The following is a 21462-nucleotide window of genomic DNA, read 5'->3' as shown; positions in this document are numbered from 1 at the left end:
TGGAACCCCGGCCGCCGACGAAGCGGCGGCCGGGGTCGACACAGGAAGGAGACAGGGATGTCGGGATGGTCTGGAGTTACCGGCGCAGCGGGCGACACGCCCGCCGGCACGCCGGCTGAAGCGGGGGGCGGCACGGCGCTGAAGGCGGGTGCGGTCGGCTTTCCGACCGCGCTGGCGAGCGCCGTCGGCCTCATCATGGCCAGCCCGGTGATTCTCACCGCGACGTCGGGCTTCGGGATGGGCGGCTGGGCGTTCGCGGTCGCGATGATCATCGCGTTCGTGATGATGCAGGCGCAGGCGACCACCTTCTCCGAAGCCGCCGCGATGCTGCCGACGGCCGGCTCGGTTTACGATTACCTGTCGTGCGGGCTCGGCCGCTTCTGGGCGATCACCGGCACGATCTCCGCGTATTTCCTCGTGCACGTGTTCGCCGGCACGGCGGAAACGATCCTGAGCGGCATCATGGCGCTCGTCAATTTCGAATCGCTGAATGCCGCGTTCGAGAAGCACAACAGTTCGTGGCTCGTCGGCGTCGGCCTCGTCGTCACGTTCGCGATCACCAACATCATCGGCATCAAGGTGTTCAGCAAGCTCGAGATCGTGCTGACGGCCGGCATGTGGCTGTCGCTGATGATCTTCGGGATCCTCGGGCTCGCGGCCGCGCCGGCCGTGCATCTCGACGGCTGGTTCGGCGGCTCGGAAGTCGGCACGTCGGTGCCGGCCGTGCTGTCGCTGGTCGGGATGGCGATGTTCATGTTCGTCGGCTGCGAGTTCGTCACGCCGCTCGCGCCGGAAATGAAGGCGCCGGGCAAGACGATTCCGCGTGCGATGGCGCTGGGCCTCGTCGGCGTCGCGATCTGCATGTTCCTGTACGGCGCGGCGATTCGCCGCCAGGTCGCGAACGTGCCGGTGAGCGCCGACGGCCTCACGCACCTGCTCGACACGCCGGGCGCGATTCCTGCGTTCGCGCTGCAGGTGCTCGGGCCGTTCGGCCGCATCTGGTTCGGCATCGCGTTCCTCTGTGCGGGCGCCGCGACGATCAACACGCTGATGGCCGGGCTGCCGCGCATCCTGTACGGGATGGCGATCGACGGCGCGCTGCCGCGCTGCTTCGCGTACCTGCATCCGCGCTTCAAGACGCCGGTGGTCGGCATCGTGGCGGCGGCGATCGTGCCGATCTTCCACGCATGGCTGATCAACGGCAATCTCGACAGCATCCTGCACCTCGTGCTCGCCGCGACCTGCGCGTGGGGCACCGCGTACCTGCTCGTCACCGCGTCGGTCGTGATGCTGCGGATTCGCCGCCCGGACCTGCCTCGCCCGTACCGTTCGCCGCTGTTCCCGCTGCCGCAGATCGTGTCGAGCGTCGGCATCATCCTGGCGATCTGGTACATCACGCCGCCGGGCATGAACGCGCGCGACATCTACGTGCCGTTCGGCGCGATGCTCGGGCTCACCGCGCTGTACGCGCTGTTCTGGACGCTCGTCGTGCAGCGCCGGCATCCGTTCAAGCCGGTGCCGGTCGAGGAAGTGCTGCGCAACGAGCACGTCGCATCGTGAAGGCCGTGCTCGCCCGCTTGCGCATGGCGCCCGATGCGCCGCCGCCCGGCCACCGGCCCGGCGCGATCGCCGCGCGCGTGCTGGCGGATTTGGGCGCCGAGCGCGATGCCGATCACGTCGGCAGTCGGACGGCGAGGCTGCCGAACGGCGTGCGCGTGAGCATCGACGAGCGGATCGACCGCCAGTTCCTGATGCACACGGTCAGCGTGAAGGTGGCGGCCACCGCGTGCGGCCCGGCCGTGCAGGGCAGTGCGCGCGTGCGGCAGACCGGCTGGCTGCGCTGCACGGGTATCGACGGGCTGGCCGCTCCAGGATGCGACCCCGGATTCGCCGACACGCTGGCCGCACTGGTCGCCGAGCCGTCGCTGGCCGACGCGCTGCGGCCGCTGCACCTGACCGACTGCACGATCGACGCGCGCGACGGCCGCTGGACGCTCGCGATCGTGCCGTTCGGCGGCAGCGAGGTCGTGAACCGGATGCCGTCGTTTCGCCGCTACGTCCGCCTGACGGGCGAGCAGGCCGCCGCGCTGTCGGCGGCCTGTCTTGCGTTCGAAACCGCACTACGCAGGATTTTGCACGGGTAAGCTGTGGCGTTGCGCGCCGGGGAACCGGCGGCCGCGTTTAAGGGTTTTACCGGAGATGCCGATGCTGTTCCAGTCACGCTCACACGAAGACGTGCACGATCACGGGCTCGCGATCGCGGGCTGGCATCAGGTGTACCGCCAGATGACGCCGGGCCGCTTCAAGGGCACCGTCACGCAGGTGCTGTACGACGATTTTCACTTCTTCCGCGAAACGACCAACCGGCGCGTCGCGCAAACCGGGCTCGCGCCGGCCGGGCGCACGTCGCTCGCGGTGCCGCTGTCCGTGCCGCTCGCGGGCACGTTTCAGGGCCAGCCCGTCGACGGCTATGCGCTGCTCGCGCTGCGCGCCGGCGAGGATTTCGAATTCCACACGCCGGAAGGGATGGGGCTCGTCGGGATCAGCGCGGCGTCCGACATGGTCGACGAGCTGTGCGAAGCCGAATTCGGCGCGTCCGGCGCGCGCAAGCTACGCCACGTGACGCGGCTGTCCGACGAGCAGGGCGTCGCGCTCGGCGCGCGGCTGTCGTCGCTGATCGACGATGCGCAGCGCAACCCGGGCCACCTCGAATACGCGGCTACCCGCAAGATGTTCCGCGACGCGATGCTCGGCATGTTCCTCGATGCGCTCGAGCAGGGCATCGGCGTCGAGCGTCGCGACATCACGCACGCCACCTACAGCGACATCGTGAGCCGTTGCGAGAAGCATCTGCGCGACCGGCCCGAGGAACCCGTCACCGTGCTCGAACTGTGTCGCGCGCTGCGCTGCAGCCGCCGCACGCTGCAAACGAGTTTTCAACGCGTGGCCGACGTTACGCCGGTGGGCTATCTGCGCACGATCCGGCTGAACGCGGTGCGCCGCATGCTGCGCACGACGCCCGTGCAGCAGCTCGGCGTCGGCGAGGCCGCCGCGAGCTGGGGGTTCACGCACCTCGGCTATTTCGCGCGCGAGTATCGCGATCTATTCGGCGAGTTGCCGTCGCAGACGACGCGCCCCGAATGACGCACGCGCGCCGAGCCGGCGCCGCCGAGCACCGTCGCGAGCAACGCGTGCGACCGTTTGCCGATTTGCGATAGAGGTCCTGAATTTTCGCTGGATAGAGTCCTGTCACCCATATCGATAACCCCATCGATCTGCACTGCGAATCGATGACAACAGAGGGGCGGGACATGAAGATCGGACGACGACTGGCCGCGGCGGCGGCGACGCTGGGTTGCATGCACGCACAGGCGCAGACCTCGGGCAGCGTGACCCTGTACGGCACCGTGGATACAGGCATCATCTACTCGACGAACCAGCAGTTCACGCGCGCCGACGGCAGCACGGGCGGCGGCCATGCATGGCAGATGGGCGGCGGCAACCTCGTGCCGTCGCGGTTCGGCTTCCAGGGCGCCGAGCCGCTCGGCGGCGGGCTCAGTGCGGTGTTCACGCTCGAGCAGCAGTTCCTGTCCGCGAACGGGCAGGCGCTGCAGGGCGGCACGGCCTTCAGCCGGCAGGCATGGGTCGGGCTGCGCCAGGACGGGATCGGCACGCTCGGCCTTGGCCGCCAGTACGACTCGTACACCGACATGCTCGGCGCATACGTGTCGAGCAACAACTGGGCGACGCCGTACGGCTCGCATCTCGGCGACGTCGACAACCTGAACGCCGCGTTCAACTTCAACAACGCGGTGAAGTTCACCAGCGCCGATTTCAACGGCCTCACGTTCGGCGGCACGTTCAGCTTCGGCGGGCAGGCCGGCGATTTCTCCGCGAAGCGCGGTTACGCGGTGGCCGCGACGTACACGCGTGCGCCGGTCGCATTCTCGGTCGGCTACCTCGACCTGCACCAGCCGCTGGACGCTGCGCTCGGCGGCGCGAATGGCTATATCGGCGACTTCGCATGCAGCAACCCAGGGGCGATGTACTGCCTGCTGCAGGATGCGGGCTTGATGCGCGCGTTCGGCGCGGGCGGCTCGGTCACGTTCGGCGACGCGACGATCGCGCTCACCTATACGCATACGCGCCTCGGCGACAGCCGCTATTTCTCGACCACCGCGCAGCCGCGTACGCAGGCGTTCACATTCGATATCGGCGAGGTGAACGCCACGTACATGTTTACGCCCGCGCTGCAGGGCGGCGTCGCCTACATCTTCAACGCCGCGCATACCGACGGGCGCGGCACGACGCGGTTCCACCAGGTGAACGTCGGCACGAACTACAGCCTGTCGAAGCGCACGGCGCTGTATGCGGTCGCGATCGGCCAGATCGCGAGCGGCAAGGGGCTCGGCACCGACGCGGACGGCAACGCGGTGAACTACGCGCAGATCCCGGTGCTCGCGAACAGCAACTCGAGCCGGCAACTGGCGGTGATGGCGGGCATTCGTGTGAACTTTTAAGCGCAGGGCATGCGACACGGCGCGCGGAACGCGGGCGGCCGGCGACGGGCAACGGGCGGCGAGCAGCAGGCGGTTGGCGGGCGGCCGGGTTGCCGCCCGATTCGCCGTGGCAAGCGCTCGGCAGGCGCCGCGCACCGGCGATCGCCATGTGCCATAAATTCTTAACGATCGGCGTGAACAATGGCGTTCGCTACAGGCGGCCGGAAGCATCCCCCGCGTTGCACACGTGTGCAACGCCCGGCCGTCCCGCCACCACGCCGAACGAGAGAGACCTCATGACCTTGCTGAGCCGCCTGCGCGCGCTGTCCGCCGCCCTTGCGCTGTCCTTCGCCGCCACGCACGCCGTTGCCGCGGATCTCGTCATCGCAGGCCGCGACGACATCTACGGCAAGGGGCTGGCCGACGCCGTCGCCGGCTTCAACAAGCTGCACCCGGGCACCGAGATCGAGCTGCTCAAGCTGCCGAACGCGAACCTGTACCAGAAGCTCAAGCTGTCGATGCGCGAAGGCACCGGCGCGTACGACCTCGTGATGATGGACGACACGTGGGCGCCCGAATTCATCGGCAACGGCTGGCTCAAGCCGCTGCCCGCGTCGCTCGCGGATGCCGATCTCGTGCCGTCCACCGTCGCGCTCGGCCGCAACGCGGCCGGGGCGCTGTACGCGCTGCCGATCGTCGGCAACGTCGAGATGTTCGCGTACCGCAAGGACCTGCTCGCGAAGTACAAGCTGCAGCCGCCGCGCAACTGGGACGACGTGCTGAAGATCGCGCAGACCGTCGGCGGCGCGGACAAGAGCGTGTCGGGCGTCGTGTTCCGCGGCACGAAGGGCAACCCGGTCGTGACGGGCTTCCTGCCGATCCTGTGGGCCTACGGCGGCGACGTGTTCGACCGTGCCGGCAACGTGACGATCGATTCGCGTGAGGCACAGGCCGCGCTGAAGACCTTCCTCGCGCTGAAGGCGTCCGCGCCGAAGGACGTCGACGTATATGGCGCAGCAGAAGTGCGCGATGCGCTGCAGCGCGGCACGGCCGCGCAGTCGATCGAGGTATGGCCGGCGTGGGTGCCGGCGCTCGACGATCCGAAGCAGTCGCGCGTGGTCGGCCAGATCGCGCTGCAGCCGCCGCCCGGGCAGACCGCCGGCCCGGCGCCGATGCTCGGCATCTGGCAGATGGGCATCCCGAAGGACGCGCCGCACGCGAAGCTCGCGCAGGATTTCCTCGCGTACCTGACCGCCCGCGACACGCAGACGCGCCTCGCCGGCATCGGCATTCCGCCGACCCGCCGCAGCGTGTTCAACGATCCGGCGCTGGTGCGCCAGTACCGCTGGTATCCGGATCAGCTGAAGGCGCTCGAAGCCGGCCGTGCGCGGCCGCGCGTGAACGACTGGCAGCAGGTCGAGAGCATTCTCGGCGACCAGCTGCAGCTCGCGCTGACCGGGCAGGCCGCCCCCGACGCCGCGTTGCGCCAGGCGCAGCAGAAGATCGCGCAGGCGACGGCCGCGGCCGGCAAGTGACGGCACGCCTCGACTCGCCGGCCGGAGATCGCGCATGAAAGCCTTCGGCCGCAGCCTGCCGTTCGTCGCGCTGCTCGGACCCGCGCTGCTGGTGCTCGCCGCGCTCGCGCTGTATCCGGTCGCGCAGGTGCTGATCGATTCGTTCTGCCGGGTCGACTACTCGGCCGGCCGCCGCGCGTTCGCCGGGCTCGCGAACTATCGCGCGGTGCTCGGCGACGACGCGTTCACGGCCGGCTTCGGCAACACGCTGCGCTTCACGATCGTCGCGTCGCTCGCCGAAGTCGCGCTGGGCTTCGGCCTCGCGCTGCTGTTCGTGCGCGCGTTTCCGGGCCGGCGCATCGCGCTGCCGCTCGCGATCCTGCCAATGATGCTGTCCACGCTCGTGTGCTCGGCGATCTGGCGCAACTGGCTCAACTTCGACGGCTTCCTGAACGCGCTGCTCGCGGCGTTCGGCATCGAAGGCGTGCGCTGGCTGTCCGATCCGCATCTCGCGCTGTGGTCGCTCGCGCTCGTCGACGTGTGGCAGTGGACGCCGATGGCGTTCCTGATCGTGCTCGCCGGGCTGCAGTCGATCCCGCAGGAGCTGTACGAAGCGGCGCGCACCGACGGCGCGAGCGAGTGGCAGTGCCTGCGCGACATCACGCTGCCGCTCGCGGCGCCGCAGATCGGCCTCGCGCTGCTGCTGCGCTCGATCGACACGTTCAAGCTGTTCGACAAGGTCTATGCGCTGACGGGCGGCGGCCCCGGCAACGCGACGCAGACGCTGTCGACCTATATCTACGACACGGGCTTCCGCTTCTTCAACGTCGGGCCGGCGAGCGCCGCGTCGGTGCTGATGCTCGCGGCGTCCGCGCTGCTGGTTTCGGGGTACGTATGGCAGACGGTTCGCAAGCGGCGCGCATGACGGCGCAATCCGCTCGCATCACGGGCGCGCGAACGGGCGCCGCATTCGGTCGCGCGATGCCGTGGGCACTGCGCATCGCCGCGCTCGCGCTGTTGCTGCTGCCGTGCCTGTGGATGGCCGGCGCGGCCTTCATGCCGACGCTCGAACGCCTCGATCACCCGTTGCGGATCTGGCCGGCTGCGCCGACCTTCGAGCATTTCGCGTCGGTCTGGTCGAACGGCATCGGCGCGCCGCTGTTCAATTCGTTGCTGGTCGGCTTCGGCACGACGCTGCTCGCGCTGGCGCTCGCGTTTCCGGCCGCGTATGCGCTCGTGCGGCTGCGATTTCCGGCGCGGCTCGACCTGCTGTTCCTGGTGCTCGTGCTCGCGTTGAAGCTGATGCCGCCGATCACGATCGCGGTGCCGCTGTTCGCGCTCGCGAAGCGGCTGCACCTGCTCGATTCGACGCTCGGCCTGATGCTCGCGTACCAGATCTATGCGCTGCCGATGGCGATCTGGATGCTGCTCGCGTTCGTGCGCGACGTGCCGATCGAATACGAGGAAGCCGCCTGCATCGACGGCGCGGGGCTCGCGCGCCGCCTCGTGCAGATCGTGCTGCCGCTGTGCGCGCCGGGGCTGATCGCAACCGCGATCTTCGTGTTCATCGCCGCGTGGAACGAATTCCTGATCGCGCTGCTGTTCGTGTCGACGCCGAGCCGCTTCACGCTGCCGCTCGCGATTGCCGGCTACGTGACGGAGAACGGCATCGACTGGGGCGACCTGATGAGCGCGGGGCTGATGGCGTCGCTGCCCACGCTGGCCGTGGCCGGCTATGTGCAGCGCTACCTGTTGCGCGGGTTCGCGGGCGGGCTGAAGTGACGCGCGGCGTCGCCGCGCCCGATTCTCCCTGGTTATGCGCAGCTGGCCCGCACCACCTGCGTGACCGGCACGATGCGCGTGCGCGACGGGCCGTCGAACGCCTGCATCCGGTCGGCGAGCAGGTCGACCGCCGCTTGCGCGAGGCCGCGCGTGTCCTGGCGCAGCGTCGTGAGCCGGTACGCATCGTAATCGGCGGCCGGGATGTCGTCGAAGCCGATCACGCGCACGTCGTCCGGCACGCGCAACCCGAATTCGCTGCGCGCGACGTCGATCACGCCGAGCGCGAGCAGGTCGGACGAGCAGAACACGCCGTCGGGCCGCTTGCCGTTCGCGAACAGTTGCCGCGCGGCGTCGACGCCGCTTGCATGCGTATCGGACGGCGTGTCGAGCACGTGCGCGAGTGTCGCATCGAACGCGTCGCCGCGCCCGATCGCCTGCTCGAACGCGGTGGCGCGCGACTGCGCGCTGTAGCTCGCGCCGCGCGGCCCGACGAACGCGAGCCGGCGCGCGCCGGCCCGCACGAGCCGCTGCGCTGCGTGGACGGCGCCCGCCGCGTTGTCGCTGACGACGATGTCCGCGCCCGGCAGGTTCGCCTCGCGGTTGATCATCACGACCGGAATCCGGTGTTCGAGATACTGCTGCGCGACCGACAGCGGCGGCGACGCGGACGTCATCACGAGGCCCGCGATCCGGTAGCTGAGCAGCTGTTCGAGCGATTGCCGGACCTGGCGCGGATCTTCCGCATTGGTCACGAGCGGCGTGAGCGCGCGCTGCCCGAGCGCGGCCATCAGGTCCGACAGCAGCCGTGCGCGAAACGGATTCTCGAACCCGGCCGTCACGACGCCGATCATGCTGCTGCGCTGCGTGATCATGTCGCGGGCGATCAGGTTGACCTGGTAGCCGAGCGCGCGCGCGGCGACCATCACGCGCTCACGTGTCTGCGGGGCGATGCTCGCCGTCGGCGAGAATGCACGCGACACCGCGGAGCGCGACACGCCGGCGCGCGCCGCGACATCCGATGCCGTGACCCACGGCTTTCTTTCCTTGTCATTCATCGATTCATGATCCCTTCGAGCCACGATACGCGCATGCCGCCCGCCGACTGGATGTCGGCGCTCGACGATGCGCGGCTGCTGCATACGCTGACCCTACCGGGCAGCCATGACACCTGTGCGTATACCGTCGACGATCGGCTCGTGCGCACCCAGCATGCGCCGCTCGATGCCCAGCTCGCGCATGGCGTGCGGCTGCTCGACATCCGCTGCCGGCACGTGCGCGATGCGTTCGACATCCATCACGGCGGCATCGCGCTCGGCATGACGTTCGACGACGTGCTGGCCACCTGTGCGCGTTTTCTCGACGCGCATCCGCGCGAATGCATCGTCATGTCGGTGAAGGACGAATGGCCGGCGCACGCGTGCACGCGCAGTTTCGATGCGACGTTCGACGCGCATCGCGAACGGCATCCGCGGCTGCGCTGGCATGCCGGCGGCACGCTGCCCGCGCTCGGCGACGTGCGCGGCGCGATCGTGCTGCTGCGGCGGTTTCGCAGCAGCCGGCCGCTCGGCATCGATTTGACCGCGTGGCCCGACAACGCGACGTTCACGATCGACCACCCCGACGGCGCGTTCGTAATCCAGGACGAATACCGCGTGCCGGTGGCCGCGTCGATCGGCTGGAAGTGGCGGGCGATCGACGCGCTGCTGACGGACCTGCCGTCGCCGGACAGCGGCCGCTGGGCGATCAACTTCTGCAGCGGGACGGGAATGGGCGCGAATCCGTCGGTGGTCGCGCACGGCGACGGCAGGGTGCGGGGCATTCATGCCCGGCTGACTGAACGACTGCATGAGCAGCCCGGCCCGTATGGCGCGATGCTGCTCGACTTCTGCGATGACGACGACTGGGCGCTGGTGCGCGCGCTGATCGCGTGCAACGACCATGTGCCGGCGCCGGGCGTCTGGCGCAAGACGTTTCGCTGTTAGCGCAGATTGGCGCTGAAGAACGCGAGCGCCTTTGCATCGAGCGTTTCGTGGAAGGCCGCGCGATCGAATCCCTTCGCATCGGTACAGACGTCAGGCGAGACCTGCGCCAGTTGGTCGGAGCACGGCGCGAGAAACGCGAAATGCGCGGAATTCGGCACGACGTGGAATTCCGGCCGTTGCGGCAGCATGCCGGCCAGCGCGGGGATCGTTTCCGGCTCCACGCCGTCGCCGCCCGCTTCGGACCCCCACAGCTGGATCGGCGCGTGCACGTCCTTCAGCGTATCGGCGCTCGGGAATTCGTTCATCGGGTCGGCGATCACGTAGGCCTTGATCCGCGGGTCGTGCGTCAGTGGCCGGCGCGGCAGGTCATGGTCGCGGATCTGCTTGCAGATCAGCCAGGTCGGGTCCGGGCAGGCCACGTGCGCGTGGACGAAATCCGGATTGGCGCCGGCCAGCACGAGGCCCGTATAGCCGCCGCGCGAAAAGCCGAAGAAGCCGATCCGCGCGGGATCGATATGCGTGGCGTCGGGCCCGTCGGCCAGCATGTAGTCGACCAGGCGCTTGATGTCGTCCGGCCGCTCGACCAGCTCCCGCAGGTCGGCCGCGCGGCTCATGTCGGTATGCGTGTCGCCGGGATGGTTGATCGCCGCGACGACGTAGCCTGCGTCGGCGAGCGTTTCGGCGAGGTCGTGATGCCCGAAGTACGTGCCGGCGTGGCCGTGCGAAATCACGACGAGCGGCAGCTTGTCGCCGACGGTCGGGCAGTTGCGTTGCCCTTTCAGCACGAACGGGCCGATCGTGAGCGACTGCGCGGGGGTTGCGCAGGGCGTCCAGATGACGGCGCGCAGTTCGGGGCCGGCCGCGTCGGCCGGGATGGTGACGAACTTGATGCCGGCCGCGTGCGCGAGCGTGGCGGACAGGCAGAGCAGGGCAGCCGAAAGCCAGGTTTTCATGTCGATTCCCCGGGCGGTGGAGGGACCCGCGGCGCGACGGGCGCCGGACAGTGGCGCTCAGCGCGTCGCGATCGCCACCGCCGCACCGGCCATCGCGGTCGCGCTCGTGCGGTTGGCGAACCGCTTCGCGCGTGCCGACGTCAGGAACGCCCGTGCGCGTGACGCCAGCAGCGACCAGACGCAGTCGGCGAGGATCAGGACCGCGAGCATCGTGCCGACCAGCTCGGCCCATGCGGTCACACCCACGTGCGAGAGATCGACGATCGTCGGCAGCAGCGCGAGATAGAACACCATGATCTTCGGGTTGCCGAGCGTAACGAGCATGCCCGCGACGAACATGCGCCACGGCGACTGGCCGCGCGGCAGGTCGTCGGCGCCGGTCGCGGTCGGCGCGGTCCACATCTTCCATGCAAGGAACAGCAGGTACGCGACGCCGAGCAGCTTCAGCACGATCAGCCCGGTCGCGAACGTGCGCGCGAACGCGGACAGCCCCGCGACCGCGAGCGTGAGCCACAGCGCTTCACCGACCCACATGGCCGCGAGGAACGGCAGCACGTCGCGCACGCCGTTCGTCAGCACGCGCGCGACCAGCGCGGCGACACTCGGCCCGGGCGTGCCGGCGGTGACGAGCAGGGTGACGGCGAAGACGGCGAGCGCGGACAACGTCATGACAAACCTCGTGGGTGGGGGCGTTCGAAACGTATGAGGTTTCGATTATAGTGACGGCCGTTCCAGACTGCCTGCCTGAATTGCCGTGATGACTGCATCGATCCTGATCCGTCCCGCCACGCGGGAAGACGCGGCCGCGATGGCCGCCGTCGAAGTCGCCGCCGCGCAGCGGTTCCGCGCAATCGGCATGACCCACATCGCCGAGGGCGAGCCGACCGATGCGACGGCCGTGCTCGAGCGCATCGACGACGGTCGCGCGTATGTGGCGGTCGATGCGCAGGGGGCGTGCGTCGGATTTGCGTTCTACCGGCGGCTCGATGCGCAGCGGCTTTATCTGGAAGAGCTGGATGTCGCGCCGTCGCATGCCGGACAGCGGATCGGCGCGCGCCTGATCGAACAGGTGAGCGCGCGCGCGGCGCAGGAGGGGATCGCGGAGGTCGTGCTGTCGACGTTTCGCGACGCGCCGTGGAATGCGCCCTACTACGCGCGCCTCGGTTTCAGCATCGTCGACGCCGCCGCGCTCGACGACACGCTGCGCGCGATCCGCGCGCACCACGTCGCGCTCGGGCTCGACGAGACGCAGCGCGTGTTCATGCGGGCGGACGTGCGCCGCTGAACACGCGCTGCCGGGCCGTCAGGCCGCGTCGCTCAGCGCCGGGTAATCGGTATAACCCGTTTCGCCTTCCGCGTAGAACGTTTCCGGCACCGGCTTGTTGAGCGGTGCGCCGAGTTCGAGGCGGCGCGGCAGGTCGGGGTTCGCGATGAACAGCTTGCCCCATGCGATCGCGTCGGCGCTGCCGTCCTCGAGCGCAGCCTGCGCGGTGTCGAGCGTGAACTGCTCGTTCGCGATCAGCGGGCCGCCGAACGCTTCCTTCAGGCGCGGGCTCAGATGGTCGCCCGAATACGACTCACGCGTGAAGATGAACGCGATCTTGCGACGGCCGAGTTCGCGCGCGACATAGCCGAACGTTGCCGCCGGATCGGAATCGCCCATCGTGTGCGCGTCGCCGCGCGGGGCAAGGTGCACGCCGACGCGGCCGGCGCCCCACACGTCGATCGCCGCATCGACCACTTCGAGCAGCAGGCGTGCGCGGTTCTCGATCGGGCCGCCATACGCATCGGTGCGGTGGTTGGTGCTGTCCTGCAGGAACTGGTCGAGCAGGTAGCCGTTCGCGCCGTGGATCTCGACGCCGTCGAAGCCGGCGGCCTTCGCGTTTTCCGCCCCCTTGCGGTACGCGGCGACGATGCCCGGGATTTCGTCGAGCTCGAGTGCGCGCGGCGTCACGTACGGGCGCTGCGGACGCACGAGGCTCACGTGGCCGCCGGCGGCGATCGCGCTCGGCGCGACCGGCAGGTCGCCGTTCAGGAACACCGGGTCGGAGATCCGGCCGACGTGCCACAGTTGCAGCACGATGCGCCCACCGGCCGCATGCACGGCCTGCGTCACCTGTTTCCAGCCCTCGACCTGCTCGTCGGACCAGATGCCGGGGGTATCCGCGTAGCCGACGCCCTGCGGCGTGACCGAGGTTGCCTCGGTAATGATCAGGCCGGCCGTTGCGCGCTCGGCGTAGTAACGGGCCATCAGCGCATTCGGCACGCGCGTCGCGCCCGCACGGGAGCGGGTGAGCGGCGCCATCACGATGCGGTTCGGCAGGGTCAGGTCGCCGAGGGTGACGGGATCGAACAGGGTGGGCATGGCAAATAACCTCTTCACGAAAGGCGGGAAACCGTCGCGTCATGGGCGACAGCGCTCCGCATGGCCGGGTTCGGCCGTGTTGACTAGAGTTCGCGGCGCAGGGCGTCGTGAAATGCGTCGATGACGGCCTCGTTGCGTTGAAAGAACGCCCACTGGCCGATCCGTGTCGACGTCACGAGCCCCGCGCGCTGGAGCGTCGCGAGGTGCGCGGAGACGGTCGACTGCGACAGCCCGCAGCGCGCGTCGATCTGGCCCGCGCAGACGCCGTGTTCGTACGGCAGCGTCTGGTTCGGGAAATGCTCGCCCGGCGTTTTCAGCCAGAGGAGGATTTCCCGGCGCACGGGGTTCGAGAGCGCTTTCAGGATGGCTTCGATGTCGAGTTCGGTCGGCATGGATCGGGCGGGCGTTTCAGTCAGGCAAACAGGTATCGTCGATAGGCGAATCTTATATCGGAACTTGACGATATGTTTGAAAGCATTGCTGGCAATGGGGTTGATAGTGAAATGCGATAACGGGGATGGATCGTGGTGACCCTCGAGGGTGCAGGGCGGGTGTGCGCTTCCCGGAACCGCCCGGCAGCGCGCGACGGATTCTGCGACCATCGCCGTTGAAGTCATGTCCGCCACTCGATCCGCCGCCATGTCACTCATTTCCGTTGCCTGTGCCTTTGCAAGCATCCGGCGCTCACGCGTGTTGCCGGCCACCCGAACCCTGGCGTTCGCGATTTCGGTTGCGGCAGCCATCGGCGTCCTGGGCGGTGCGCGGCCGGCCGAAGCCGCCATGCCCACCCAGCGCGAACGCCTCGAAGCACCGGTGAAGGCAGTCGCCGACCAGCGCTTGACCGTCGACACGCCGCAGGGCAGCGCGATGTTGCCCGTCTATGCCGACCATCCCGTCGACCAAGCGGCACCCGACGTCACGCGTGTGTTCATCGTGATTCACGGCACGCTGCGCAACGCCGACGCTTATTACGCATCGGGGCTCCAGGTCGTCGAGAAGGCTGGTGCGGCGGGCCGGGGCACGATGGTCGTCGCGCCGCAATTCCTGACACGCGCCGATACGCGTGCGTTTTCGCTAGCCGCGCCGATCCTGGCCTGGACCCAGGAAGGATGGAAGGGCGGCGAACCGGCCCGCCAGCCCGCCCCGATCAGTTCGTTCAGCGCGCTCGACGCATTGCTCGCGCATTTCGCCGACCGCAGCCTGTATCCCGCGTTGTCGACGGTCGTCGTGATCGGCCACTCCGCCGGCGCGCAGTTGCTGCAGCGTTACGCGGTGGCCGGGCACGAAGGCGATGCGCTCGCGCGGGCCGGCATCGCGGTGCGCTATGTGGTCGCGAACCCGTCGAGCTACCTGTATTTCGACGACGAACGTCCGAACGGTCAGGCGATCGCAGGCGGAACCTGCCCGAGCGCGACCGAGTGGAAATACGGGCTGAAGTCGGCCCCGCCTTATGTGGCGTCGCAGGACGTGCGCGATCTCGAAACGCGCTATGTCGCGCGTCATGTCGTGTACCTGCTCGGCCAGGCCGACACGAACCCGTACACCCACTTCATCGACCGCTCATGCGCGGCCATGGCGCAAGGCCCGTACCGGCTCGCGCGCGGGCTCGCATATTTCGATTACCTGAAGAAACGGCATCCTGACGATCTCGCGCAGCAGGTCGTCGAAGTGCCGGGCGTCGGGCATGACGGCCTCGGCATGTTCACGTCCGCTTGCGGGCTGGCCGTGCTGTTCGGGCAGGCGTTGCCGCAATCGTGTCCGGTCGTTGCCGGCACGGCGCCGGAGATGCGCGCGGCGGGGCAGTGAGTGGGCGTGCGAGGTCCGCGCACGGCGAACATCGATCGATCAGAACCATGCAGGAATCGGCAGGAAGAATTCACTTCCCCGCGACGCGCGCCCGGTTCAGGATGACGGCGTTGCCAGGAGCGCTCCCCATGAGCATCACGATCCTCGACGATTATTTCGACACGCTGCGCGGAGCGGCGTGGCGATGGTCGAGGTGAACGCAGCCGGCCGTGCCCGGCTTCAGGCCGGGCGCGCGTGATCGAGCCGAAGCGCCCGGCGCGCGATCGCGGCGCCGCGTGTCATGCCGGATCTTCCGTGATCGGCGGCCCGCTGGCGTCGAATACCGTCAGGCCTTCCGTCGGGTCCGTCGGTATCTCCCACGGACGCGCCGCGATGGCCCGTTGCGCGGCCTCGTAGCCGGCCTGCCGGCGGGCCTCGATGCCGGCCGGCGTGAAATCGATGTCCTTGAACTGATTGTCGTCGGCGAGTCGCGGTGCCGCGAGCTTGATCAGATGCATCGTGGTTTCGCATCCCCACGCGGCGAGCCGGCGCACGGCCGGCGACGCGCGTTCGGCTTCCGGCACGTGCCGCGCCAGTTCGCGGATCACGTGGCGCAGCCGGTGAATTTGCTGCTGGCGCGCGATGTGGCTGTCGGTGCGGCTCGCGTACTGGATGTCCTTCTGCCGCTCCGACACCTGCCAGATGCTCTGGGGCTCGGGGCCGGCCGGGTTCCACATCTGGACCGAGAAGATGATCGAGCTGCGGCGCGGATTGTCGTCGAGCACGACCTCGACCGGCGTGTTCGAATACACGCCACCGTCCCAGTAGGGCTCGCCGTCGATCCTGATCGCCGGGAATGCGGGCGGCAGCGCGCCGGAGCTCATGATGTGCTCGATCCCGAGCCGCGTATCGCGCGAATCGAAATAGCGCATCGTGCCCGAGCATGCATTGACCGCGCTGACGGTCAGGCGCGGGTGGCCCGCGTTCAGCAGCTCGGGATCGACCAGCGACGCCAGGGTGTCGCGCAGCGGCGCGATCCGGTAATACGACGCGCGATCGACGCCGAGTCGGACCATCGGCCCGAGCCACGAGGCCGGATTGGGCTGGAAGAATCCCGCGATGCCGCCGCCGATGATCATCAGCTCGGCCAGCGTCCGGTTCCAGCCGGGCAGCAGCGGCGCAGTGTCGAAACGGGTCCGTTCGGTCACGCGGCGCCAGAATGCCGACAGCTTCTCGTAACGCTGCGCCGGCGGGTTCCCGGCGATCAGCGCCGCGTTGATCGCGCCGATCGACGTGCCGACCACCCAGTCGGGCCGGATACCGGCTTCGTCCATCGCCTGAAAGACGCCGAGCTGGAATGCGCCCAGTGCGCCGCCGCCCTGGAGCACGAGCACCACTTGCCCGGGAAGATCCATGCGTGCCGGCTGGCTCGCGGTCATGGCTGGCCTCGCTGCGTGTGAGGGTGGGTCGGGTTCGAACGATTCGATCCAGTTTAGGCGATCGGCGGCGCAGGGCCGCCCGCCGTGCAACGGGCGGCCGCGTTCGATTCGACGTCAGTCGCTTCCGACCCTCGAGCGCGTGGCGTGACGCGCCGCGTCATTCGACCGTGATGGTCTCCTTCATGTACGGGTGAATCCCGCAGAACACCTTGTAGACGCCCGGCTTGTCGAAGCGGAACGCGTACGTTTCGTCCTGGTCGAGCGCCTTCGAATGAAAGATGCCGGCGTCGTTGACGACGGTGTGCGGCTCCGCGTCGAGGTTCTTCCACGTGATCGTCGTGCCGGCCTTGATCGTCGTCGACATCGGCGAAAACATGAAGTTGCGGATCGTCACGAGCGTGCCGTCGGGGCCCTGCGCGAACGCGGTGAGCGGGGCGGTGGCGCACAGGAGCAGCGCCGCGATGAGGCTGGATGGCTTGAAGCGGGTCATGTCGGTCTCCCTGGGGTTCTGTGGATCAGGCCAGCGTCGCATCGTGCAGCGACGACGCGACCGGATGGCCCGCGAATTCGACCGTCGTCACGCCGAGCATCGACGGCAGCCGGTCGCGCGGCACGGTGAGCGGCACGGGGCCCGGGCCGTTGCCGGCCGTCGGTTGCGGGAACGCGGTGGAGCGCGCGGTGTGGAACGTCACGTTGCCCTCGACCTTCGACACGATCTGGTGGATGTGCCCGTTCAATACGGTGACCGAGCCGAAGCGGCGCAGCAGCGCCATCGTCTGCGGCGCGTCGCCGGTGCCCCAGCCCCACGGCTCGTAGATGGTCCACATCGGCATGTGCGAGAACACGACGATCGGCGTGCTCGACGAGCGGCCCTTGAGATCCTGCGCGAGCCACGCGAGCTGGTCGTCGCCGAAGCTGCCGAGCCCGTTCGGCTTGAAGTGCATCACGTTGACGAGGCCGATGAAGTGCACGCCCGCGTGATCGAAGCTGTAATAGCCGCGATTGTCCGACGCCTTGCCGAACCGGCCGAAATATTCGGCGCCCGAACCGTCGGTGACGTCGTGCTCCCCGGGCACCGTATGCAGTTCCGGCACGCGCAGCGCGGCGAGCAGTTGCGACGCGTGGTCGAACTCCTCGGGCTTGGACAGGTGCGTGATGTCGCCGGTATGGATCGCCAGCGCGGGCATCGCCGGCATGCCGTTGACGAGGTCGATCGTCTGCTTCAGCGTGGCCGATACGTCGGGATTCGCGTCCTTGTTGAAGCCGATGTGCGTGTCGCTGATCTGCACGAACAGCGGGCGGCCCGCGTTGGCCGGGAGCACGTCGCCGGTCTGCGCGAGCGCGAGGTCGAACGGCGTCAGGACGCCGCCCGACAGCGTAAACAGCGTGCCGAGGCCGCCGAAGGCCATGCACTGCAGTGCATGGCGGCGCGACGGGTTGGTGGGGGTCGATGAAGACATGTGAGCCTCGCATTCGTGTGACGAAACCGGACGGCCGGATCGTCCTGGAATAAGCCGGCGCCTTCGCGTGCCATACCGGCGCAGCGGCGAATTTATTCCCGCCGGTTACAAGGTCGACCGCCCGTGCTTGCGGCTTGCGCGGCGCGACGCGATTCCTGGCAGATGGCTTGTCAATGTCCTGTAAGTGACACGTCACATTTACGTCACGACCGATCGATAGCCTGCCACTCCGAGTCACCTCTCCGGAGCCCCTTCATGCCGAATCTCGCGGCAACGGAAACCAGCGGTGCGGTCAGCACCCGCACGCGCACCATCAGCCTCGCGCTGTTTTTTCTGATCATTGCCTGCGGCATCGTCTACGTCGGTATCCATCTGAGCGCGGACCTCAGTCCCGTGAAGGAAAGCTCGGCTCTCCCGTTCCTGCTGCTGATCGTCGCGCTGCTGATCGCGCTCGGCTTCGAATTCGTCAACGGCTTCCACGACACCGCCAACGCGGTCGCGACCGTCATCTACACGCACTCGCTCGACCCGCACCTGGCCGTCGTGTGGTCCGGCCTCTGGAACCTGTTCGGCGTGCTCGTGTCGAGCGGCGCCGTCGCGTTCGGGATCCTGCAGTTGCTGCCGGTCGAGCTGATCCTGCAGGTGGGCAGCGGCTCGGGCTTCGCGATGGTGTTCTCGCTGCTGATCGCGGCCGTCACGTGGAACCTCGCGACCTGGTATTTCGGGTTGCCGTCGTCGAGTTCGCACACGCTCGTCGGTTCGATCATCGGCGTGGGCCTGATGAACCAGATCGTCAGCGGCCCGTCGGGCACGAGCGGCGTCGACTGGAACCAGGCGCTCGGCGTCGGCAAGGCTTTGCTGTTCTCGCCGCTGATCGGCTTCGTGCTGTCCGCGCTCGTGCTGCTGCTCCTGAAGGCGCTCGTGCGCGTGCCGGCGCTGTACCAGGAGCCGAAGGGCAACAAGCCGCCGCCGTTCTGGATCCGCCTGCTGCTGATTCTCACCTGCACGGGCGTGTCGTTCGCGCACGGCTCGAACGACGGGCAGAAGGGCATGGGGCTGATCATGCTGATCCTGATCGGCGTGATGCCGACCGCGTATGCGCTGAACAAGGCCGTGACGCCCGACCAGACGAGCACGTTCGTCGCGGTGGCGCGCCACGCGTCGACGACGCTCGTCAAGTATGCGGACCCGGCTGCCCGGACGGCCGACCCGCGCGCCGATGTCGAGGCCTACGTGCGCACGCACAAGCTGACGCCGGCGACGATTCCCGCACTGGGCAAGCTCACCGACACCATCGCCGACCAGGTCGCGCAGGCCGGCGGCATCTCGAGCGTGCCGCAGAACCTCGTCGACAACGTGCGCAACAACATGTACGTCGCGTCGGAGGCGATCCGGTTGATGGAGAAGGCGAAGGCGCCGGCGTTCTCGGTCGAGGACGCGAGCGCGCTCGAGGCGTTCAAGAAGCAGATGGACCGCGCGACGAAATTCATCCCGACGTGGGTGAAGGTCGCGGTCGCGATCGCGCTCGGCCTCGGCACGATGGTCGGGTGGAAGCGGATCGTCGTGACGGTCGGCGAGAAGATCGGCAAGTCGCATCTCACCTACGGGCAGGGCGCATCGGCCGAAGCCGTCGCGATGCTGACGATCGGGATGGCCGACGCGTACGGGCTGCCGGTATCGACGACGCACGTGCTCGCGTCGGGCGTGGCCGGCACGATGACGGCCAGCGGCGCGGGCCTGCGCTGGGATACGGTGCGCAACCTCGTGCTCGCGTGGGTGCTGACGCTGCCCGCGTCGATCGCGCTGTCCGCCGCCCTTTACTGGCTGCTGCACGGATTGTTCTGACCCGCGCCGGGGGGCGCGACGTCCGGCCGCGCGGTGCGTGGCCGGTCCCATCGATTTTCAATTCAACACAAGACGCTACCGATGGATATCAGTTTCTTCGATCCGAATCGCACCGCCAACGCGTCCGCGTGGCGCGTGCTGCCCAACCGCTGGGACGTGGTCGCGTTTCCGCTGATCATCGGCATACTCGCGATGGCGATCGTCGGCTTCCACCAGACGATGGCGCCGATCGGCGTGCTGCAGACGCAGAAGATCTCGCTCGACCCGTCGAACCTGCCCGAATACGCGTTGCGCACCACGCTGCGGATGCTTGCCGCGATGGTTGCATCGCTCGTGTTCACGCTCGTCTACGGCACGCTCGCCGCGAAAAGCCGCCGCGCGGGCATGGTGCTGATCCCGATCCTCGACATCCTGCAGTCGGTGCCGGTGCTCGGCTACATCTCGTTTACCGTCACGTTCTTCCTCGCGCTGTTTCCGGGCCGCGTGCTCGGTGCGGAGCTGGCCGCGATCTTCGCGATCTTCACGAGCCAGGCGTGGAACATGACGTTCAGCTTCTACCAGTCGCTGCGCACGGTGCCGCGCGACTTGAGCGAAGTGTCGCGCGGCTTTCACCTGACGCCGTGGCAACGCTTCTGGAAGCTCGAGGTGCCGTTCTCGATGCCGGGGCTGATCTGGAACATGATGATGTCGATGTCGGGCGGCTGGTTCTTCGTCGTCGCATCGGAGGCGATCACCGTCGGCAACCAGACCATCACGCTGCCGGGCATCGGCGCCTATCTCGCGCAGGCGATCTCCGACAAGAATCTCGGCGCGGTGGGCTGGGTGATCGTCGCGATGTCGGTCGTGATCCTCGCCTATGACCAGTTCCTGTTCCGCCCGCTGGTCGCGTGGGCCGACAAGTTCCGGATGGAAAACACCGCGTCGGGCGATGCGCCGCAATCCTGGCTGCTCGACATGATGCGCCGTACGCACCTGATCCATCAGCTGCTCGTGCCGGCCGGCTGGCTGCTGTCGCAGGCCGCGCGGATTCCGCTGCGCTTTCCGGCGCTGAAAAGCACGCGTGCACGCGGTGCATCGTCGCGCGGCGCGTCGCGCATCGGCGACATCGTGTGGGGCGCGTTCGTGATCCTGCTGACGGCGTACGTCGTGTGGCGCGTCGTCACGTTCGTCGCGACCGGCGTGACGATGAGCGAAGTCGGGCACGTGGTCGTGCTCGGTCTCATCACGCTGCTGCGCGTGCTGGTGCTGATCGCGATCGCGTCGGTGATCTGGGTGCCGCTTGGCGTGCTGATCGGCCTGCGCCCCGCGCTGGCGGAGAAGATCCAGCCGCTCGCGCAGTTCCTCGCGGCGTTCCCGGCGAACCTGCTGTTCCCGGTGTTCGTTATCGTGATCGTCCACTTCCACCTGAACGCGGACATCTGGCTGTCGCCGCTGATCGTGCTCGGCACGCAGTGGTACATCCTCTTCAACGTGATCGCCGGCGCGATGTCCTATCCGAACGACTACAAGGAAGCGACGAAGAATTTCCGCATCCGTGGCTGGCAGTGGTGGCGGCAGGCCATCCTGCCCGGCATCTTCCCGTACTACGTGACCGGCGCCATCACCGCATCGGGCGGCGCGTGGAACGCGAGCATCGTGTCCGAGTTCGTGCAGTGGGGCGACACGAAGGTCGTCGCGCACGGCCTCGGCGCGTACATCGCGCAGACCACCGCCGCCGGCGATTTCCCGAAGATCATCCTGGGCATCGCCGTGATGTCCCTGTTCGTTACCTTGTTCAACCGTCTGCTGTGGCGTCCGATGTACGCCTATGCGGAATCCCGGCTCCGTCTCGATTGAGA

At 68.3% G+C, this 21462-nt stretch carries 20 protein-coding genes; 12 read left to right on the top strand and 8 right to left on the bottom strand.

Annotated elements, in window-relative coordinates:
- Positions 1 to 57 precede the first annotated feature (57 nt).
- From CFB34_RS13635 to CFB34_RS13605, 7 genes are all read left to right on the top strand, one after another.
- Positions 58 to 1560 (top strand): APC family permease, encoded by a 1503-nt coding sequence (locus tag CFB34_RS13635; protein WP_089427102.1) that lies wholly within the window; start codon positions 58 to 60, stop codon positions 1558 to 1560.
- A gap of 23 nt (positions 1561 to 1583) precedes the next feature.
- Positions 1584 to 2144 (top strand): DUF3156 family protein, encoded by a 561-nt coding sequence (locus CFB34_RS13630; protein ID WP_179243769.1) that lies wholly within the window; start codon positions 1584 to 1586, stop codon positions 2142 to 2144.
- Between the two features lie 61 nt (positions 2145 to 2205).
- Positions 2206 to 3144, top strand: a complete 939-nt coding sequence (locus CFB34_RS13625) for a helix-turn-helix domain-containing protein (protein WP_089442229.1) — start codon at positions 2206 to 2208, stop codon at positions 3142 to 3144.
- A 167-nt stretch (positions 3145 to 3311) separates the two neighbouring features.
- Complete coding sequence (locus CFB34_RS13620) at positions 3312 to 4520, top strand: porin (RefSeq protein WP_089442039.1); 1209 nt, start codon at positions 3312 to 3314, stop codon at positions 4518 to 4520.
- A 275-nt stretch (positions 4521 to 4795) separates the two neighbouring features.
- A complete protein-coding gene (locus tag CFB34_RS13615) occupies positions 4796 to 6034 on the top strand; it encodes an ABC transporter substrate-binding protein (RefSeq protein WP_046548265.1) in 1239 nt (412 codons plus the stop codon).
- A 34-nt stretch (positions 6035 to 6068) separates the two neighbouring features.
- On the top strand, positions 6069 to 6938 hold the full coding sequence (locus CFB34_RS13610) for a sugar ABC transporter permease (protein WP_089442040.1): 870 nt from the start codon (positions 6069 to 6071) through the stop codon (positions 6936 to 6938).
- Complete coding sequence (locus CFB34_RS13605; protein WP_089442230.1) at positions 6935 to 7795, top strand: carbohydrate ABC transporter permease; 861 nt, start codon at positions 6935 to 6937, stop codon at positions 7793 to 7795. Before CFB34_RS13610 ends, CFB34_RS13605 begins: the two co-directional genes overlap by 4 nt.
- Before the next feature lie 32 nt (positions 7796 to 7827).
- Here CFB34_RS13605 and CFB34_RS13600 read toward each other — a convergent pair whose 3' ends face one another.
- Positions 7828 to 8850 (bottom strand): LacI family DNA-binding transcriptional regulator, encoded by a 1023-nt coding sequence (locus CFB34_RS13600; RefSeq protein ID WP_089442041.1) that lies wholly within the window; start codon positions 8848 to 8850, stop codon positions 7828 to 7830.
- Between the two features lie 6 nt (positions 8851 to 8856).
- Here CFB34_RS13600 and CFB34_RS13595 point away from each other — a divergent pair, with 6 nt between their 5' ends.
- Positions 8857 to 9777, top strand: coding sequence for a phosphatidylinositol-specific phospholipase C (locus tag CFB34_RS13595; RefSeq protein WP_179243745.1), 921 nt, complete (start codon positions 8857 to 8859; stop codon positions 9775 to 9777).
- Here the strand turns inward: CFB34_RS13595 and CFB34_RS13590 are convergent.
- A complete protein-coding gene (locus tag CFB34_RS13590; protein ID WP_089442043.1) occupies positions 9774 to 10730 on the bottom strand; it encodes an alpha/beta hydrolase in 957 nt (318 codons plus the stop codon). The genes CFB34_RS13595 and CFB34_RS13590 overlap by 4 nt on opposite strands.
- 57 nt (positions 10731 to 10787) lie before the next feature.
- Entirely contained in the window at positions 10788 to 11399 is a 612-nt protein-coding gene (locus CFB34_RS13585; RefSeq protein ID WP_089442044.1) for a LysE family translocator, read from the bottom strand.
- A gap of 88 nt (positions 11400 to 11487) precedes the next feature.
- Here CFB34_RS13585 and CFB34_RS13580 point away from each other — a divergent pair, with 88 nt between their 5' ends.
- Positions 11488 to 12015: a GNAT family N-acetyltransferase gene (locus tag CFB34_RS13580; protein WP_089442045.1), complete on the top strand. Its 528-nt coding sequence runs from the start codon at positions 11488 to 11490 to the stop codon at positions 12013 to 12015.
- Between the two features lie 18 nt (positions 12016 to 12033).
- Here the strand turns inward: CFB34_RS13580 and CFB34_RS13575 are convergent, their stop codons facing one another.
- Together CFB34_RS13575 and CFB34_RS13570 are read right to left on the bottom strand one after the other, a co-directional pair.
- On the bottom strand, positions 12034 to 13095 hold the full coding sequence (locus tag CFB34_RS13575; protein WP_089427114.1) for an alkene reductase: 1062 nt from the start codon (positions 13093 to 13095) through the stop codon (positions 12034 to 12036).
- Positions 13096 to 13178: 83 nt separating this feature from the next.
- Positions 13179 to 13487 carry a helix-turn-helix transcriptional regulator gene (locus CFB34_RS13570; protein WP_089427115.1) on the bottom strand — a complete coding sequence of 103 codons (309 nt, stop codon included), beginning with the start codon at positions 13485 to 13487 and terminating at the stop codon, positions 13179 to 13181.
- 247 nt (positions 13488 to 13734) lie between these two features.
- Here CFB34_RS13570 and CFB34_RS13565 point away from each other — a divergent pair, with 247 nt between their 5' ends.
- The gene (locus CFB34_RS13565) at positions 13735 to 14901 is read left to right on the top strand and encodes an alpha/beta fold hydrolase (protein ID WP_089442046.1); all 1167 of its coding nucleotides are present in this window, start codon (positions 13735 to 13737) and stop codon (positions 14899 to 14901) included.
- Positions 14902 to 15179: 278 nt separating this feature from the next.
- On the opposite strand, the gene CFB34_RS13560 is transcribed toward CFB34_RS13565, so the two are convergent.
- The 3 genes from CFB34_RS13560 to CFB34_RS13550 all read right to left on the bottom strand — a co-directional run bounded on the left by CFB34_RS13560 (position 15180) and on the right by CFB34_RS13550 (position 17779).
- Complete coding sequence (locus tag CFB34_RS13560) at positions 15180 to 16319, bottom strand: patatin-like phospholipase family protein (RefSeq protein ID WP_089442047.1); 1140 nt, start codon at positions 16317 to 16319, stop codon at positions 15180 to 15182.
- A gap of 157 nt (positions 16320 to 16476) precedes the next feature.
- A complete protein-coding gene (locus CFB34_RS13555) occupies positions 16477 to 16809 on the bottom strand; it encodes a cupredoxin family copper-binding protein (RefSeq protein ID WP_039343940.1) in 333 nt (110 codons plus the stop codon).
- Positions 16810 to 16834: 25 nt separating this feature from the next.
- Entirely contained in the window at positions 16835 to 17779 is a 945-nt protein-coding gene (locus CFB34_RS13550; protein ID WP_089442048.1) for a metallophosphoesterase, read from the bottom strand.
- Between the two features lie 255 nt (positions 17780 to 18034).
- Here CFB34_RS13550 and CFB34_RS13545 point away from each other — a divergent pair, with 255 nt between their 5' ends.
- Both CFB34_RS13545 and CFB34_RS13540 read left to right on the top strand, forming a co-directional pair.
- Positions 18035 to 19624, top strand: coding sequence for an inorganic phosphate transporter (locus tag CFB34_RS13545; protein WP_089442049.1), 1590 nt, complete (start codon positions 18035 to 18037; stop codon positions 19622 to 19624).
- An 81-nt stretch (positions 19625 to 19705) separates the two neighbouring features.
- The gene (locus CFB34_RS13540; RefSeq protein WP_089442050.1) at positions 19706 to 21460 is read left to right on the top strand and encodes an ABC transporter permease subunit; all 1755 of its coding nucleotides are present in this window, start codon (positions 19706 to 19708) and stop codon (positions 21458 to 21460) included.
- Positions 21461 to 21462: the final 2 nt, after the last annotated feature.

Origin of the sequence: Burkholderia sp. HI4860 (assembly GCF_002223045.2) — a bacterium.
In the GTDB taxonomy this organism is placed as follows: Bacteria; Pseudomonadota; Gammaproteobacteria; order Burkholderiales; family Burkholderiaceae; genus Burkholderia.
Note: the sequence above shows the minus strand (reverse complement) of the source record. Positions and strands in the feature narration are given on the sequence as shown.

Coding starts and splice junctions, on each gene's coding strand:
- CFB34_RS13635 (WP_089427102.1), top strand. CDS start 58: ATGTCGGGATGGTCTGGAGTTACCGGCGCAGCGGGCGACACGCCCGCC.
- CFB34_RS13630 (WP_179243769.1), top strand. CDS start 1,584: ATGGCGCCCGATGCGCCGCCGCCCGGCCACCGGCCCGGCGCGATCGCC.
- CFB34_RS13625 (WP_089442229.1), top strand. CDS start 2,206: ATGCTGTTCCAGTCACGCTCACACGAAGACGTGCACGATCACGGGCTC.
- CFB34_RS13620 (WP_089442039.1), top strand. CDS start 3,312: ATGAAGATCGGACGACGACTGGCCGCGGCGGCGGCGACGCTGGGTTGC.
- CFB34_RS13615 (WP_046548265.1), top strand. CDS start 4,796: ATGACCTTGCTGAGCCGCCTGCGCGCGCTGTCCGCCGCCCTTGCGCTG.
- CFB34_RS13610 (WP_089442040.1), top strand. CDS start 6,069: ATGAAAGCCTTCGGCCGCAGCCTGCCGTTCGTCGCGCTGCTCGGACCC.
- CFB34_RS13605 (WP_089442230.1), top strand. CDS start 6,935: ATGACGGCGCAATCCGCTCGCATCACGGGCGCGCGAACGGGCGCCGCA.
- CFB34_RS13600 (WP_089442041.1), bottom strand. CDS start 8,850: ATGAATGACAAGGAAAGAAAGCCGTGGGTCACGGCATCGGATGTCGCG.
- CFB34_RS13595 (WP_179243745.1), top strand. CDS start 8,857: ATGATCCCTTCGAGCCACGATACGCGCATGCCGCCCGCCGACTGGATG.
- CFB34_RS13590 (WP_089442043.1), bottom strand. CDS start 10,730: ATGAAAACCTGGCTTTCGGCTGCCCTGCTCTGCCTGTCCGCCACGCTC.
- CFB34_RS13585 (WP_089442044.1), bottom strand. CDS start 11,399: ATGACGTTGTCCGCGCTCGCCGTCTTCGCCGTCACCCTGCTCGTCACC.
- CFB34_RS13580 (WP_089442045.1), top strand. CDS start 11,488: ATGACTGCATCGATCCTGATCCGTCCCGCCACGCGGGAAGACGCGGCC.
- CFB34_RS13575 (WP_089427114.1), bottom strand. CDS start 13,095: ATGCCCACCCTGTTCGATCCCGTCACCCTCGGCGACCTGACCCTGCCG.
- CFB34_RS13570 (WP_089427115.1), bottom strand. CDS start 13,487: ATGCCGACCGAACTCGACATCGAAGCCATCCTGAAAGCGCTCTCGAAC.
- CFB34_RS13565 (WP_089442046.1), top strand. CDS start 13,735: ATGTCACTCATTTCCGTTGCCTGTGCCTTTGCAAGCATCCGGCGCTCA.
- CFB34_RS13560 (WP_089442047.1), bottom strand. CDS start 16,319: ATGACCGCGAGCCAGCCGGCACGCATGGATCTTCCCGGGCAAGTGGTG.
- CFB34_RS13555 (WP_039343940.1), bottom strand. CDS start 16,809: ATGACCCGCTTCAAGCCATCCAGCCTCATCGCGGCGCTGCTCCTGTGC.
- CFB34_RS13550 (WP_089442048.1), bottom strand. CDS start 17,779: ATGTCTTCATCGACCCCCACCAACCCGTCGCGCCGCCATGCACTGCAG.
- CFB34_RS13545 (WP_089442049.1), top strand. CDS start 18,035: ATGCCGAATCTCGCGGCAACGGAAACCAGCGGTGCGGTCAGCACCCGC.
- CFB34_RS13540 (WP_089442050.1), top strand. CDS start 19,706: ATGGATATCAGTTTCTTCGATCCGAATCGCACCGCCAACGCGTCCGCG.